We start from the raw sequence: 13,910 nt of genomic DNA on the forward strand, positions 1-13,910 counted from the left end.
GCCGTCCGCACACAACATCAGCCAGCGCCGAATCCGCCGAAGCGCGGAACCGGGGACCCAGAACCGCCGGAAGTCCAGGGACCGTTCCTGGACGACGTCCGGCGCCCGGGGTGAATCGACGTGTCTCTCCCGAACGACCGGTGAGCGCCCGTCGTAGGGCCACTTCCTCGCCCGAACCCGTCAGCTAACCCGGTAGGCGTCCAGGGAGAACAGGAGTGAATCCACCGCGTTACCTGGGCGTGGTCGCAGACGCGACCACGCCCGTTCTTTTCCCACGTCACGCCGGTGTGTGACGTCCCGCCGGTCGCCGGCTGAATAGGATCGCGCGCATGGTGGACGGCCCGGTCACACGACGCCGGGCACTCGCGCTCGGCGCGGGCGGAGCCGCGGCGCTGCTCGCGGGCGGCGCCGTGCTCGTCGGGACACGTCCCGGCGACGGCGTGAAGCCCCGGGCGCAGAAGGGCGAGCACGCCGACGCGTTCCGCCCGGACGACGCCGCCGCCGTCCTCGCCGACCGGGCGCGCGCCGTCGTCAACGGAGACCGCACGGCGTTCCTCGCGACGGTCGGCTCCGCGCCCGCCGCGTTCCGGGACGCCCAGGCCCGCCTCTACGGCAACCTCCGCAGACTTCCGCTGGACGGCTGGAGAGAACACGCCGTCACCGTCCAGCGCGTGGAAGGCGACAGGAGCGTCGCGGTCGTCCGCGTCGAGATGCGCTACAGGTTGCGCGGCTTCGACCGGGGCGACGTGGCCCGCACCCGCTATCTGACCCTGGCCCCGCGCTCCGGCGCCTGGACGATCGTCGGCGACGGCTCCCCGCACGGGTTCGACGACGACGCGGAGATCTGGGACGGCGGGCCGCTGACGGTGGTCCAGGGCCGCGCATGCCTCGCCGTCGGGGACGCCACCGGCCTCGACGAGATCGCGGACCGCCTCGACGCGGCCGTCCCCGTCGTCAGCGGGGTCGTCGGGAAGGGCTGGGCGCGGCGGGCCGTCGCGCTCGTGCCCGCCGACGCCTCGCTCGCGGCCGCGCTCGCCGGCCCCGGACAGCGCCTCAGTGAGATCGCCGCGCTGGCGACCGTCGTGCCGTCCGCCGGAAACGGCCGGCCGGGCGAGCGGTGGGGCGAGGACCGCGTCATCATCGCCCCCGGCACCTTCGGCCGGCTCAACGACCTCGGCCGCGACGTGGTGCTCACCCACGAGCTGACCCATGTCGCCACCGGCGGCGCGCGCGACCGCACGACGCCGCTGTGGCTCATCGAGGGCTTCGCCGACTATGTCGGCTACCGGGGCGCGAAGGTCGGCGTCCGGGCGGCGGCCGGGGAGCTGCGCCGCGAGGTGGCGGCGGGCCGGATCCCGGCCGCGCTGCCCGCCCCCTCGGCGTTCTCCGGCGGCTCCCCACGCCTGTCCCAGACGTACCAGGAGGCCTGGCTCGCCTGCCGGATGATCGCGGCCCGGTACGGTGAGGCGACGCTCGTGCGGCTCTACCGGACCGCCGGGCGCGTCCCGGAGGAGACCGCGCTGCGCGACGTTCTGGGCCTCACCCGGGCGGGGTTCACCTCGTTGTGGCGCGACTACGTGAAGAAGGAGCTCGCATGAGTGAGCGCAGCGAGTCGAGGGGCGTGGGGGGTCGGCCCCCCACAAAGCACACGACTGAGCGCAGCAAGTCGAGGGGCGTGGGGGGTCGCCCCCCACACCGCACACGAGTGGGCGCAGCGAGTCGGGGGCGTGGGAGGTCGGCCCCTCACAATGGACATGAGTGAGGGTGGGGCGGACGGCGCGGGCGGGATGCGGAGGCCGCGTACGGCGGCCGCCGTCGCCGCCGGGGCGTTGTTCGCGGCCGTCGCGGCCGTCCTCGCCCTGACGACGCCGTGGAACCCGCTGCCCGGCCATGTCCCCGGTGGGCGCGTGCGACCCGACCCGGCGCTCGACTTCTCCCCCGCCGAGATCGCCCGGTCCCGGGCGTTCGACTCGGCCATCAACCCGCCCGCCTACTCGGGCCTCGTCGTCGGTCTGGCGTTGGTCCTCGTGCTGGGGCTGACTCCGCTCGGCGCGCGGTTCATCGGCCGGGTCACCTCCCGTACCGGCCATCGCCTCCTGCGGGTCGTCGTCGCGTCCGCCGCGCTGGCGGTGCTGCTGCGCGTCGCGGGACTGCCGTTCGACGCCTGGCGGGAGTCGGTGCTGCGCCGGTACGGGCTGTCGACGCAGACGTGGCCTGCGTGGCTCCTGGACCAGGTCAAGTCCCTCGGCGTCACGTGGATCATCTCCACGATCGCGCTGCTGCTCCTGTACTGGGTGGCGCGCCGCTTCCCGCGCTACTGGTGGACGGGCGCCGCCGCGGGCGGTTTCCTCCTCGTCGTGCTGGTGTCGTTCGTCTACCCGATCGCCGTCGAGCCGGTGTTCAACAAGTTCCACTCGCTGCCGCAGGGGCAACTGCGCAGCGACCTGCTCGACATGGCCCGGCGGGACGGCGTCCCGGTCGAGGACGTGCTCGTCGCGGACGCGTCCCGCAGGACGACCTCACTGAACGCCTACGTGTCCGGGTTCGGTTCCACGCGGCGGATCGTCCTGTACGACACGTTGCTGGAGTCGCCGCCCGCCCGCGTCGAGTCGATCGTCGCCCACGAACTCGGCCACGCCAAGCGCGACGACGTCCTGTACGGGACGCTGGTGGGCGCGCTCGGCATCGCCGGGGCCATGTGCCTGCTGTACCTCCTGATGACCTCTCCACGGCTCCTGCGCCGCGCCGGGGTCGCTCCCACCGGCCCGCCGGGAGGCGCCCCGGACGACCGCGGGGGCGGCGCCGCGGATCCCCGGTCCATCGCGCTCGTCCTCGCGTTGGTGGCGGCGGGGACGCAGATCGGCGCGCCCGTCCAGAACCTCGTCAGCCGCCGCATCGAGGCCCGCGCCGACGCGCACGCCCTGAACCTCACCCGCGACCCCGCGACGTTCGTGTCGATGCAGCACGAGCTGTCGGTGCGCAACATCTCCGACCTGCGTCCCGACGCGCTGGAGTACGTGATGTGGCTGACGCACCCGTCGGGCCCCGACCGGATCGCCATGGCCCGGACGTGGGCCCGGATGCACCGCGTGCCGCAGCCGCCGCCGCTGCGCTGACCGCCGCGACGTCCACCGGACGGTCAGTTGCCTTCCGCGCGATCCTCGGCCGGTCGCTGGGCGCCCTGCCGCTGCGCGGACAGCGTCGCCGCGTCCTCGTGCGGGGCGGTCGTCACCGACCGTTTCAGCGCGCTGCCCTTGACCCAGTCGTTCCACTTCAGCTGCCAGTAGCCCCAGCCGTTGTCCGGTTCGAGTTCCCGGTTCGAGCCGATCACCGTCACCACGTCACCGCGCTGGGCCAGGCCGTAGAACCACTTCGCGTTGGACGGGCTGATGTTGATGCAGCCGTGGCTGACGTTCCGCCTGCCCTGGCTGCCGACCGACCACGGCGCGCTGTGGACGTACTCGCCGCTCTCGGAGATCCGCACCGACTTGTACACGGTGAGGCTGTAGCCGCCGGGACTGCCGGGGCTGACCCCCATCCAGTCCGACGTCATGACCGTCGGGTCCTCCTTCTCCATCGTCAGGTGGACGCCGTTGGTCGTGGTGAACTTCCGGACCCCGCCCTTGCCCATGCTGGTCGGGATGGTCCGGACCTTCTTGCCGTTGACCCGCACCACCATCTTGTGGGTGTCCTCACCCGCGGTGGAGATGTGCGAGTCGCCGATCTTGAAGGCGAGGGCGTAGTTCCTGCCGCCGTACACGTCCCCGCCGGTGCGCACACCGGCGAGGTGCGCCCGGAACGTCACCTTGGTGTGGGCGGGCCAGTAGTTCCTGGTCCGGAACACGACCTCCTTGTCGTCGAACCAGTGCCAGGCCCCTTCGACGGTCTTGTCGGAGCGCACCTCCAGCGCCTGCTCGACCGCCCGCCTGTCCTGCACGGGCTGGTCGAACCGCATGATGATGGGCATGCCGACACCGACGGTCTCCTTGCTGTACGGCGCCTCAACCGTCATCTTGTTGGTCTTCGTGACCTGGGCGGTGGTGAAGCGGCTGCTGACCGTCCGGGTCTTGCCGTCCATACCGACCGCCGTCGCGCCGACCGTGTACGTCTGGCCCGGAGTGAGCGTCCACCGTGACCGCCACCGTGTCCGGTCGGCGTTGAGTTCGCCGTCGACCGCCCCGCCCGCGGCCGACACCGTCACGTTCTCGATGGTGCCGCGGTCGGCCTGGACGGCGATGGGGACGTCCGGTCTGAACGCGCCCCCGCCGCCCACCGGCGACACCGTCAGCCGCACGGCGTCCGCGCCGTCCGGTTCACGATCCCCCGAGCACGCCCCGGCGCCCGCCACCATTCCGGCGCCGACGATCAGCGCCGCGGTCCGTCGTCTCCGGTCACCCGGTCCTGAGCCCCCCACCCGCATGTGGTCCCCCGGTCGTCCAACTGGGCGATCGGTCCGCGTCCCCCCAGCCCCATCGCTGGAACGGCGCCCAGTTATGCGAAAGGGCCGGTACCCGAAAAAATCGGACACCGGCCCTTGATGGGGTTCTTTTACCGGTCAATGGGCGAAATGACCCCGGTAGTACTCGAAGACCAGACCAATGGTCGAAAGCAGGGCCGCGGCGGCACCGAGAATGACCAGCCACCAGCCGAACACGATGCCGAGCGCCACCGCCGCGGCCGACAGCCCGAGGTACAGCGGCCACCAGCTGTGCGGGCTGAAGAAGCCCAGCTCACCGGCCGCGTCCGCGATCTCCCCCTCGGGGTCGTCCTCGTACAGGGGGCCGCCGTTCGCGGCCTCCAGGCGCCGGACCGTGAAATGGACGTAGAACCCGACGAGCCCGGCGAGACCGACGGCCAGACCGAGTGCCGTCGTGCCCGTCCAGTCCTTGGACCAGAGCCAGTACACGATGTCGGTCGCGAGGAAGAACAGCGCCGAACCGTAGAACATGAACGCCTGGACGCGCATCGCCTACTCTCCCTTCGTCCCGGCCAGTTCGCCCTTCGCCCCCACATGCGGGTGGTGCAGGTCGAACGCCGGCCGCTCGGAACGGATCCTCGGAATCGAGTTGAAGTTGTGCCGCGGTGGCGGGCACGACGTCGCCCACTCCAGGGATGCGCCGTAGCCCCACGGGTCGTCCACCTCGACGCGCTTGCCCCGCTTCCACGTGATGTACACGTTGTAGAAGAACGGCAGCAGGGACGCGCCCAGGACGAACGAGAAGATGCTGGAGATCTCGTTCAGCCCGTGGAACTCGTCGGCGTAGTCGGCGTACCGGCGCGGCATGCCCGCGGCGCCCAGCCAGTGCTGGACGAGGAACGTGCCGTGGAAGCCGATGAACAGCAGCCAGAAATGGACCTTGCCGAGCGTGTCGTTCAGCATCTTCCCGGTCCACTTCGGCCACCAGAAGTAGAACCCGGCGAACATCGCGAACACCACGGTGCCGAACACGACGTAGTGGAAGTGCGCCACCACGAAGTAGGAGTCGGACAGCTGGAAGTCCATCGGCGGCGACGCCAGGATGACGCCGGTGAGTCCACCGAACAGGAACGTCACCAGGAAACCGATCGCCCACAACATCGGTGACTCGAACGTGAGTTGTCCTCGCCAGATGGTTCCCACCCAGTTGAAGAACTTCACCCCCGTGGGCACCGCGATGAGGAACGACATGAACGAGAAGAACGGCAGCAGCACCTGGCCGGTGACGAACATGTGGTGCGCCCACACGGTGATGGACAGGCCCGTGATGCTGATGGTCGCGAACACCAGGCCGATGTAGCCGAAGACGGGCTTGCGGCTGAACACCGGCAGGATCTCCGTCACGATGCCGAAGAACGGCAACGCGATGATGTACACCTCGGGATGCCCGAAGAACCAGAAGAGGTGCTGCCAGAGGAGCGCGCCGCCGTGCGAGGCGTCGAAGATGTGCGCGCCGAGCTTGCGGTCGGCCTCCAGCGCCAGCAGCGCCGCGGCGAGGACCGGGAACGCGATCAGCACCAGGATGGACGTCAGCAGGACGTTCCAGGTGAAGATCGGCATCCGGAACATCGTCATGCCCGGCGCCCGCATGCACAGGATCGTGGTGATGAAGTTGACCGCGCCCATGATGGTGCCGAAGCCCGACATCGCGAGGCCCATCACCCACATGTCGCCGCCGACGCCGGGCGAGCGCACCGCGTCCGACAGCGGCGTGTAGGCGAACCAGCCGAAGCTGGCCGCGCCGCCCGGGGTGAGGAAGCCCGCGATGACGATGATGCTGCCGAACAGGAACAGCCAGTACGCCAGCATGTTCAGGCGCGGGAACGCCACGTCGGGCGCGCCGATCTGCAGCGGCATGATGACGTTGGTGAACCCCGCGAACAGCGGCGTCGCGAACATCAGCAGCATGATCGTGCCGTGCATGGTGAACAGCTGGTTGAACTGCTCGTTGCTGACGATCTGCCGGCCCGGCTCGAACAGCTCGGCGCGCATCACCAGCGCCAGGACGCCGCCGATCAGGAACATGAAGAACGAGGTGATCAGGTACAGGTAGCCGATCACCTTGTGGTCGGTGGACGACATCCAGGACGCGATGATGCGTCCCTTCGTCGTGCGCGGCGCGGCGGGCGGCGCACTCGGGGCGTGACTCGTCGCGGTCACCGGGCACCTCCCGCGGCCAGCGCGGCCTTCGAGTCGGCGATGAACTTGTCGTACGCCTCGGGCGTCACGACCTTGAGCTGGAACAGCATCCGGCTGTGGTCGACGCCGCAGAGTTCCGCGCACCGGCCCTCGTAGGTGCCGAGCTTCTTCGCCGTGAACTCGAACTCGTTGGTGTAGCCCGGCATGACGTCCTTCTTGTAGATCAGGGCGGGCACCCAGAAGGAGTGGATGACGTCGTTGGCGTGCAGCCGCACCCGGACGGTCTCACCCGCGGGGATCGTCATCACCGGCTTGCCCGGCGCGGGCCCGTTCGGGTTGACGGGCTGGCCGACGACGGAGGCGACGGTCTGCTCCTTGCCGGACGCGTCCTTCTCCTTGTAGTCGAACTGCCAGCTCCACTGGAACCCGATCACGTCGACGACGACCGAGGGTTTGGCGCTGGTCGACTCGACGTAGTTCTCGTCCCGGGCGGTGAAGTAGAACAGGACCGCGATGATGACGAACGGGACCGCCGTGTACAGGATCTCGATCGGCATGTTGTAGCGGACCTGCGGCGGCAGATCGTCGGAGCGCTTGCGGTGGAACAGCACCGCCCAGATGATCAGGCCCCAGACGACACCGCCGACGGCGAACGCCGCGATCCAGGAGCCCTGCCACAGGTGGAGCATGCGCTCGCCCTGCTCGCTGATCGGCTCGGGCATGCCCAGGCGGCTGCCGCTGCACGCGCTGGTGGTCAGCGCCAGCAGCGCCAGCGCACCGGCGCTCTTCAATGCGCGGCGACTGCGCACAGGCGTACGCCGCTCTCTAGAGCGGGTCGGACTCACGGAATGCCTTCCCCACGGATGAAAGCCCGGGTCACCCGGGCGGAGAGATCAGTTGTCACACGTGTGCTGGACACCCTAGCGCGAGGGTCGCGCGAACCCCTGATCGGGTGCCCGGTTAGTGTTTCCGCGTGGCCGAAACCAGCGCGCCCGGCGTCTACCTCGACGCCGCGTCCACCGAGCCGCCGCATCCGGCGGCCCGCGCCGCGCTGCTGGAGGCCCTCGACTCCGGCTGGGCCGACCCCGCCCGGCTGTACGGAACGGCCCGTGGCGCCCGCGTCCTGCTCGACCGGGCCCGCGCCCGCGTCGCGGCCGTCCTCGACGCCCGGCCCGACGAGGTGTCGTTCACGTCGTCGGGCACGCAGGCGGTGCACCTGGCGGTCCTCGGGGGGCTCCGGGCTCGCCGCAGGGTCGGGCGCCACCTGGTGGTGAGCGCGGTGGAGCACTCCAGCGTCCTGCACGCGGCGGAGGACCACGAACGCGACGGCGGTGAGGTGACCGTCGTCGGCGTCGACCGTTCGGGCCGCGTCGACCCCGCCGAGTTCGCCGCCGCGTTGCGCCCGGACACGGCCCTCGCGTGCCTGCAGTCCGCCAACCACGAGGTCGGCACCGTCCAGCCCGTCGCCGAGGCCGCGTCGGCGTGTCGCGCCGCGGGCGTGCCGCTGTTCGTGGACGCCGCGCAGTCCCTCGGCCGGGTGGACGTCCCCGGCGGCTGGTCGTTCCTCGCCGGGAGCGCGCACAAGTGGGGCGGGCCCCCGGGCGTGGGGGTGTTCGCCGTCCGTAAGGGCACCCGGTGGCGTTCCCCGCTGCCGGACGACGAGCGGGAGCGGCGCCGCGTCCCCGGGTTCGAGAACGTCCCGGGGATCGTCGCGGCGGCCGCGGCGCTGGAGGCCTACCGCGCCGACATGGCGACGGACGCTGAACGCGTGTCGGCGCTGGTGGACCGGATCCGGACGGAGGTGCCGCGGACCGTCCCCGACGTGCAGGTCGTCGGCGACCCGGTTCGGCGGCTTCCGCACCTGGTGACGTTCTCGTGCCTGTACGTGGAGGGCGAGGCGTTGCTGACCGAACTCGACCGGCTGGGTTTCGCGGTTTCGTCCGGAAGTTCGTGCACGGCGGATACGCTGCGTCCGAGTCATGTGCTGGAGGCGATGGGAGTGATTACCCACGGGAACGTGCGGGTATCGCTGCCGCGTGGCGTCGTTTCGGCGGACGTCGACCGGTTCCTGGCCGTGTTGCCCGACGCGGTCGACCGGCTGCGCCGGACGACGCTGAACGACGTCGATACAGGGAGGCGGTCGCGCCCATGAGGTTCCGAGGCCGCGCCAAGGGTGGGACGTCTCCGGACGCCGCTGCGGCTCCCGACGCGACCGCCGCGCCGGCGGTCCCGCCACCGGTCCTGGTCATCGACGCGCTCGGCCGCAAATGCCCCATCCCGATCATCATGCTGGCCGAGCGGATCCGGGAGGTGCCGGTCGGGCAGATCGTCGCGGTCCTCGCCGACGACGCCGCCGCGCGCACCGACGTCCCCGCCTGGTGCCGGATGAAGTCGCAGGACTTCGTCTGGGAGGAGACCCTCCAGCAGGGCGGCTGGGGCTTCCACATCCGCAGAACGTACTGACCCACCCGGCGTGGGGGCCGCGCCGTGACGCGGCCCCACGTCCGTCACGGGTTGGGGCAGTTGAGATGGTCGGCGATCTCGGCAGCGGCAGCCTCGCCGTAGGCGCCGGTGAAACGGTCGAGGAACGCCTGGCGGGACAGGGTGTACTCCTGCGGGCCCGCGGATTCGAGCGCGTGCGCGGCGATGGTGTGGCCGACCTGCGCGGCGCGTTCGACGGGCAGGTTCCAGGAAAGCCCCGACAGGAATCCCGCGCGGAACGCGTCACCGACCCCGGTCGGGTCGACGACCTTCTCGACGGGAAGGGCGGGGACGTGGACGCCCTCCCCGTCCTTGCGGTCGATCACCACGCCCTTGGCGCCGAGGGTGGTGATCCGGGTGCCGACGCGGGACAGGATCTCCTCGTTGGACCAGCCGGTCTTCTCCTCGGCGAGGGCCTTCTCGTACTCGTTGCTGAACAGGTACTCGGCGCCGTCGATGAGGCGGCGGACGTCGGCGCCGTCCATGCGGGCGAGCTGCTGGGACGGGTCGGCGACGAACCGGATGCCGCGGGTGCGGCACTCGTCGGTGTGCCGCAGCATCGCCTCGGGGTCGTTCGGGCTGATGACGACCAGGTCGAGGCCGCCGACGCGGTCGGCGACCGGCTGGAGCTCGATGGAGCGCGCCTCGCTCATCGCCCCGGCGTAGAACGTGGCGATCTGGTTCTGGTCCTGGTCGGTGGTGCACAGGAACCGGGCGGTGCGGTGCACCTCGGACACGTGCACGGACGCGGTGTCGACCGAGTGCCGTTCGAGCCAGGAGCGGTAGTCCGCGAAGTCGTCGCCGACGGCGCCGACGAGGATCGAGGAGTTGCCGAGGCTGCCCATGCCGAAGCAGATGTTGGCGCCGATCCCGCCGCGCCGGATGTCCAGTTCATCCACCAGGAAGGACAGCGACACCCGATCGAGCTGGTCGGGAAGGAACTGGTCGGTGAATCTCCCTGGAAAGGTCATCAGATGGTCGGTCGCGATGGAACCGGTCACGGCGATGCGCACGGCGTCGCTCTCCTCGTGGTCGTCCGGCTTTTCGCCGGCTGTGTCGAACCCGGAAAGAGTACTTACCCATCGCACCCTAGATCGGCGCCCGACAAGGGGCGACCGGGACACCTGACCGGCCGCCCCCGGGATCTCGTCAGTTGAAGGAGTCGCCGCAGGCGCAGGAACCCGACGCGTTCGGGTTGTCGATCGTGAAGCCCTGCTTCTCGATCGAGTCGACGAAGTCGATGGTGGCGCCCGTGAGGTACGGCGCGCTCATCCGGTCGACGCGCACGGCCAGACCGCCGAAGTCCTGGATCTGGTCTCCGTCCATCTCCCGCTCGTCGAAGAACAGCTGGTAGATCAGGCCGGAGCAGCCGCCCGGCTGCACGGCGACACGCAGCGCAAGGTCGTCGCGGCCCTCCTGCTCGAGCAGGCCCCTGGCCTTCTCGGCGGCGGCGTCGGTGAGAATGACGCCCTGCTGCGTGGTCTCCTGCGTGGTCTCGCCTGAAACCGTCATGTGTTCAGCTCCCGGGTCTCGCTGCGCCGCGCGCGGCGGCGGACTGTCGCTTGTACGCCTCTTCCCGTAGGACAACGTACCTCGCCACGGGCCCATTCCGCCCATGGCCCATGTCTAACGTCTCGGCGCCGTGCGGTCTACGTCACATCCTCCCCCGCGTCCGGATGTGCAATCATTAGTCGTCAAAGCGACGATAAGTCCCGTCGCGAAAGGAGAGACGCCGTGACGACCCCACTGCGCGACCTTCCGTTGCTCCTGCTCGGCGACGGCGCCGACCCCGCCAGCGAGCGGGGAGTGGACTGTCCCGGGGAACTGCCGCCGGCCTCCGACCCCGCCCTCGTCGAACGCGCCCGCGCCGCGAAGGCCGCGCTCGGCGACGAGGTGTTCGTGCTCGGCCACCACTACCAGCGGGACGAGGTCATCCAGTTCGCCGACGTGACCGGCGACTCGTTCAAGCTGGCCCAGCAGGCGGCGGCCCGCCCGGAGGCGCCGTACGTCGTGTTCTGCGGCGTCCACTTCATGGCGGAGTCCGCCGACATCCTGACCGCCGACCACCAGCGGGTGATCCTCCCCGACCTCGGCGCGGGCTGCTCGATGGCCGACATGGCGACGTTCGACCAGGTCGAGGAATGCTGGGACGTCCTGGAGGACGCGGGCGTCGCGGACGACGTCGTCCCCGTCACCTACATGAACTCCTCCGCCGACATCAAGGGCTTCGTCGGCCGCCACGGCGGCGTCGTGTGCACCTCCTCCAACGCCAGGCGCGCCCTTGACTGGGCCTACTCCAAGGGCAAGAAGGTCCTGTTCCTGCCCGACCAGCACCTCGGCCGCAACACCGCCGTCCTGGAGATGGGCTTCTCGCTGGACGACTGCGTCGTCTACAGCCCGCACCGCCGCGAGGGCGGCCTCACCCCGGCCCAGCTCCGCGACGCCAAGATGATCCTCTGGCGCGGCCACTGCTCCGTGCACGGCCGCTTCACGAAGGAGTCGGTGGACGACGTCCGCGCCCGCGTCCCCGGCGTGAACGTCCTCGTCCACCCCGAATGCCGGCACGAGGTCGTCACCGCCGCCGACCAGATCGGCTCCACCGAGTACATCATCAAGACCATCGCCGCCGCGGAGCCCGGCTCCTCCTGGGCCGTCGGCACCGAACTCAACCTCGTCCGCCGCCTCGCGAACACCCACCCCGACAAGAACATCATGTTCCTCGACAAGACCGTCTGCTACTGCTCGACCATGAACCGCATCGACCTCCCTCACCTGGTCCTCTCCCTGGAGTCCCTGGCGGCCGGCAGAGTCGAGAACGTCATCACGGTCGACGAGGAAACCACCCACTACGCCAAAAAGGCCCTGAACCAAATGCTCGCCCTCCCCTGACCAACCACCCGCAACCATCACACCGCGGTCCACGACCCTGGAGGCCCGCCAGGGCCGTGGGAGGGTGCTCTGCCCATAAACACCGCAACCATCCGAACGCGACCGCCCGCAGTTCACGACGATGAAGGGCGCGCAGCGCCCGAAACAGGAGTGCACTGCAACGCAACACCCCGACCATCCGGACGAGACGACCTCAGCCCGCCTCCGCAACCCCGCGACGACCTCAACACTTGCGATCGCGTCCGAAGGCAGGTTCGAGCCTGCGAGAACCTGATCGCGCAGCGAGCCGCCAGGCGAGCCGAAGCGATGCCAGCGATCGCACGTGTTTCTCGACGATGGAGGCCCGCCAGGGCCGAAGGAGGAGAGAAATACCTAAAATACAGCTCCCCAGACGGGGAACCAGCGGCCCAGGTCTTCCTCGAAGGGGAGGTCGGCGCCTATGGCGCCGCGGATTTGGAGTTCCAGGGCGTTGTCGCGTTTGTCGCCTGGGAGGGGGGCGAAGGGGTAGAAGGTGCCTCGTTTGTAGAGGTAGACGAGTGCGAGGCGTTGGCCGTCGGGGCCGCGGAAGCCGACCAGGGAGCACAGCAGGTGCGGGCCGAAGCCGTTGGATTCCAGGGTGGCGTTGACGGCGTGCAGGTCGGTGACGAGGTCGGGGAGTTCGTCGGGGCGGTGGGTGGCGAGGAGCCAGGTGTAGCCGTAGGCGTCCTCGGTGATCTCGACCTTGGGGCCCTCGTCGGCGTCGAGGAGGTCCTGGATGTCGCGTTGCAGTCGGGCGAACGCGCCGCCCTCCGCGGCGCGGAAGCACACCGAGCCGAGGCCGGTGGGGACGAAGCCCGCGGCCGCCTCCAGCGTGATGGCGGCCGTGGACAGGCCGAAGAGGCGGTCGAGGTCGGGTTTGGCGGGTTTGGAGCGGCCGAGCAGGGTGTCGAGGAATCCCATGGTCAGGCTCCCCGGCTGAGTTGCGCGGAGATCTTGGAGAGCTGGGCGAGGCGCTTGTCCAGGGTCGGGTGCGTGGAGAACAGCGAGGAGACGCTGAAGCCCCTGCCGAACGCGGGGGTGAAGAAGAACGCGTTGAACGCCTGGGCGGCCCGTAGGTCCTTCGTCGGGATCCGGGCGATCTCCCCGTTGACCTTGGTCAGCGCGCTGGCCAAGGCCGAGGGACGGCCGGTGAGCAGCGCGGCGGCGCGGTCGGCGGACAGTTCGCGGTAGCGCGACAGCGCGCGGGTGAGCATGAAGCTGACGGCGTAGGCGAGGGCGCTGGCGGCGACCACGGCCAGCAGGATCAGGCCGGTGTTCTGGTCGTTGTCACGGCGGCCGAATCCGCCCCACAGGCCGACGTGGAGGCCGAACCGGGTGATGAGGCCGGCGCAGATGCCGAGGAACGAGGCGATCGTCATGACCGCGACGTCCTTGTGCGCGACGTGCGCCATCTCGTGCGCGAGCACGCCTTCCAGTTCGACGGGGTCGAGGCGGCGCAGCAGGCCGGTGGTGACGCAGACGACGGCCTTCTTCTGGTTGCGTCCCGTGGCGAACGCGTTCGGCACGTCGGTGTCGGCGATCGCGACCCGGGGTTTCGGGGCGTCCGACAGGGCGCAGATCCGGTCGATGACACCGTGGAGTTCGGGTGCCTCGTCCGGGGTGACGACCCGGCCGTGCATCGCGAACAGCGTCATCTTGTCGGAGAAGAAGTACTGGGCGAGCAGGAACAGGGCGGCCACGGTCAGCGCGACGAACGCCCACTCGGGCAGGAACACGAAGAAGGCTCCGACGGCGACGACGTAGACCAGCCCCAGCAGGAACATCGTCACGAGCATCCGTGAGGTCAGGCCCCGGTCGGAGGCGTAGCGCGTTCTGGCCATGCGGGCACCCCCTGTGCTTCCCGTTGCGGTGTTCACTTGGGTTAACGCCCGGGACCCGGCTTTTG

Annotated in this window: 13 protein-coding genes and 1 riboswitch; of the genes, 5 read left to right on the forward strand and 8 right to left on the reverse strand. The window is 70.1% G+C overall.

Annotated elements, in window-relative coordinates; genetic code table 11:
- The first annotated feature begins 15 nt into the window (after nucleotides 1-15).
- Nucleotides 16-213: riboswitch (cyclic di-AMP (ydaO/yuaA leader) on the forward strand.
- Nucleotides 214-329: 116 nt separating this feature from the next.
- Together BZB76_RS15485 and BZB76_RS15490 are read left to right on the forward strand one after the other, a co-directional pair.
- A complete protein-coding gene (locus tag BZB76_RS15485) occupies nucleotides 330-1,598 on the forward strand; it encodes a hypothetical protein (protein WP_121435066.1) in 1,269 nt (422 codons plus the stop codon).
- Nucleotides 1,599-1,754: 156 nt separating this feature from the next.
- On the forward strand, nucleotides 1,755-3,116 hold the full coding sequence (locus BZB76_RS15490) for a M48 family metallopeptidase (RefSeq protein ID WP_246006966.1): 1,362 nt from the start codon (nucleotides 1,755-1,757) through the stop codon (nucleotides 3,114-3,116).
- Nucleotides 3,117-3,139: 23 nt separating this feature from the next.
- On the opposite strand, the gene BZB76_RS15495 is transcribed toward BZB76_RS15490, so the two are convergent.
- The 4 genes from BZB76_RS15495 to ctaC form a co-directional block, all read right to left on the reverse strand.
- Nucleotides 3,140-4,420, reverse strand: a complete 1,281-nt coding sequence (locus BZB76_RS15495; RefSeq protein WP_121435068.1) for a L,D-transpeptidase — start codon at nucleotides 4,418-4,420, stop codon at nucleotides 3,140-3,142.
- 135 nt (nucleotides 4,421-4,555) lie between these two features.
- Nucleotides 4,556-4,966, reverse strand: coding sequence for a cytochrome c oxidase subunit 4 (locus BZB76_RS15500; protein ID WP_121435069.1), 411 nt, complete (start codon nucleotides 4,964-4,966; stop codon nucleotides 4,556-4,558).
- A 3-nt stretch (nucleotides 4,967-4,969) separates the two neighbouring features.
- Nucleotides 4,970-6,559, reverse strand: coding sequence for an aa3-type cytochrome oxidase subunit I (gene ctaD, locus BZB76_RS15505; RefSeq protein WP_211343051.1), 1,590 nt, complete (start codon nucleotides 6,557-6,559; stop codon nucleotides 4,970-4,972).
- 74 nt (nucleotides 6,560-6,633) lie between these two features.
- Nucleotides 6,634-7,425, reverse strand: coding sequence for an aa3-type cytochrome oxidase subunit II (ctaC, locus tag BZB76_RS15510; protein ID WP_117399301.1), 792 nt, complete (start codon nucleotides 7,423-7,425; stop codon nucleotides 6,634-6,636).
- Nucleotides 7,426-7,589: 164 nt separating this feature from the next.
- Between ctaC and BZB76_RS15515 the strand changes: the two genes are divergently transcribed.
- Both BZB76_RS15515 and BZB76_RS15520 read left to right on the forward strand, forming a co-directional pair.
- Nucleotides 7,590-8,768 carry a cysteine desulfurase family protein gene (locus tag BZB76_RS15515; RefSeq protein WP_121435071.1) on the forward strand — a complete coding sequence of 393 codons (1,179 nt, stop codon included), beginning with the start codon at nucleotides 7,590-7,592 and terminating at the stop codon, nucleotides 8,766-8,768.
- Nucleotides 8,765-9,079 (forward strand): sulfurtransferase TusA family protein, encoded by a 315-nt coding sequence (locus tag BZB76_RS15520; RefSeq protein ID WP_121435072.1) that lies wholly within the window; start codon nucleotides 8,765-8,767, stop codon nucleotides 9,077-9,079. Before BZB76_RS15515 ends, BZB76_RS15520 begins: the two co-directional genes overlap by 4 nt.
- A gap of 44 nt (nucleotides 9,080-9,123) precedes the next feature.
- Here the strand turns inward: BZB76_RS15520 and BZB76_RS15525 are convergent, their stop codons facing one another.
- Complete coding sequence (locus BZB76_RS15525) at nucleotides 9,124-10,110, reverse strand: carbohydrate kinase family protein (protein WP_121435073.1); 987 nt, start codon at nucleotides 10,108-10,110, stop codon at nucleotides 9,124-9,126.
- A 136-nt stretch (nucleotides 10,111-10,246) separates the two neighbouring features.
- Nucleotides 10,247-10,609, reverse strand: a complete 363-nt coding sequence (locus tag BZB76_RS15530) for a HesB/IscA family protein (RefSeq protein ID WP_075019814.1) — start codon at nucleotides 10,607-10,609, stop codon at nucleotides 10,247-10,249.
- 222 nt (nucleotides 10,610-10,831) lie between these two features.
- Between BZB76_RS15530 and nadA the strand changes: the two genes are divergently transcribed.
- Entirely contained in the window at nucleotides 10,832-11,986 is a 1,155-nt protein-coding gene (nadA, locus tag BZB76_RS15535; protein WP_121435074.1) for a quinolinate synthase NadA, read from the forward strand.
- 372 nt (nucleotides 11,987-12,358) lie between these two features.
- Here the strand turns inward: nadA and pspAB are convergent, their stop codons facing one another.
- Both pspAB and htpX read right to left on the reverse strand, forming a co-directional pair.
- A complete protein-coding gene (gene pspAB, locus BZB76_RS15540) occupies nucleotides 12,359-12,925 on the reverse strand; it encodes a PspA-associated protein PspAB (protein ID WP_121435075.1) in 567 nt (188 codons plus the stop codon).
- A gap of 2 nt (nucleotides 12,926-12,927) precedes the next feature.
- A complete protein-coding gene (gene htpX, locus BZB76_RS15545) occupies nucleotides 12,928-13,845 on the reverse strand; it encodes a zinc metalloprotease HtpX (protein WP_121435076.1) in 918 nt (305 codons plus the stop codon).
- Between the last annotated feature and the right edge of the window lie 65 nt (nucleotides 13,846-13,910).

Source organism: Actinomadura pelletieri DSM 43383 (assembly GCF_003634705.1).
Taxonomy (GTDB): Bacteria; Actinomycetota; Actinomycetes; order Streptosporangiales; family Streptosporangiaceae; genus Spirillospora; species Spirillospora pelletieri.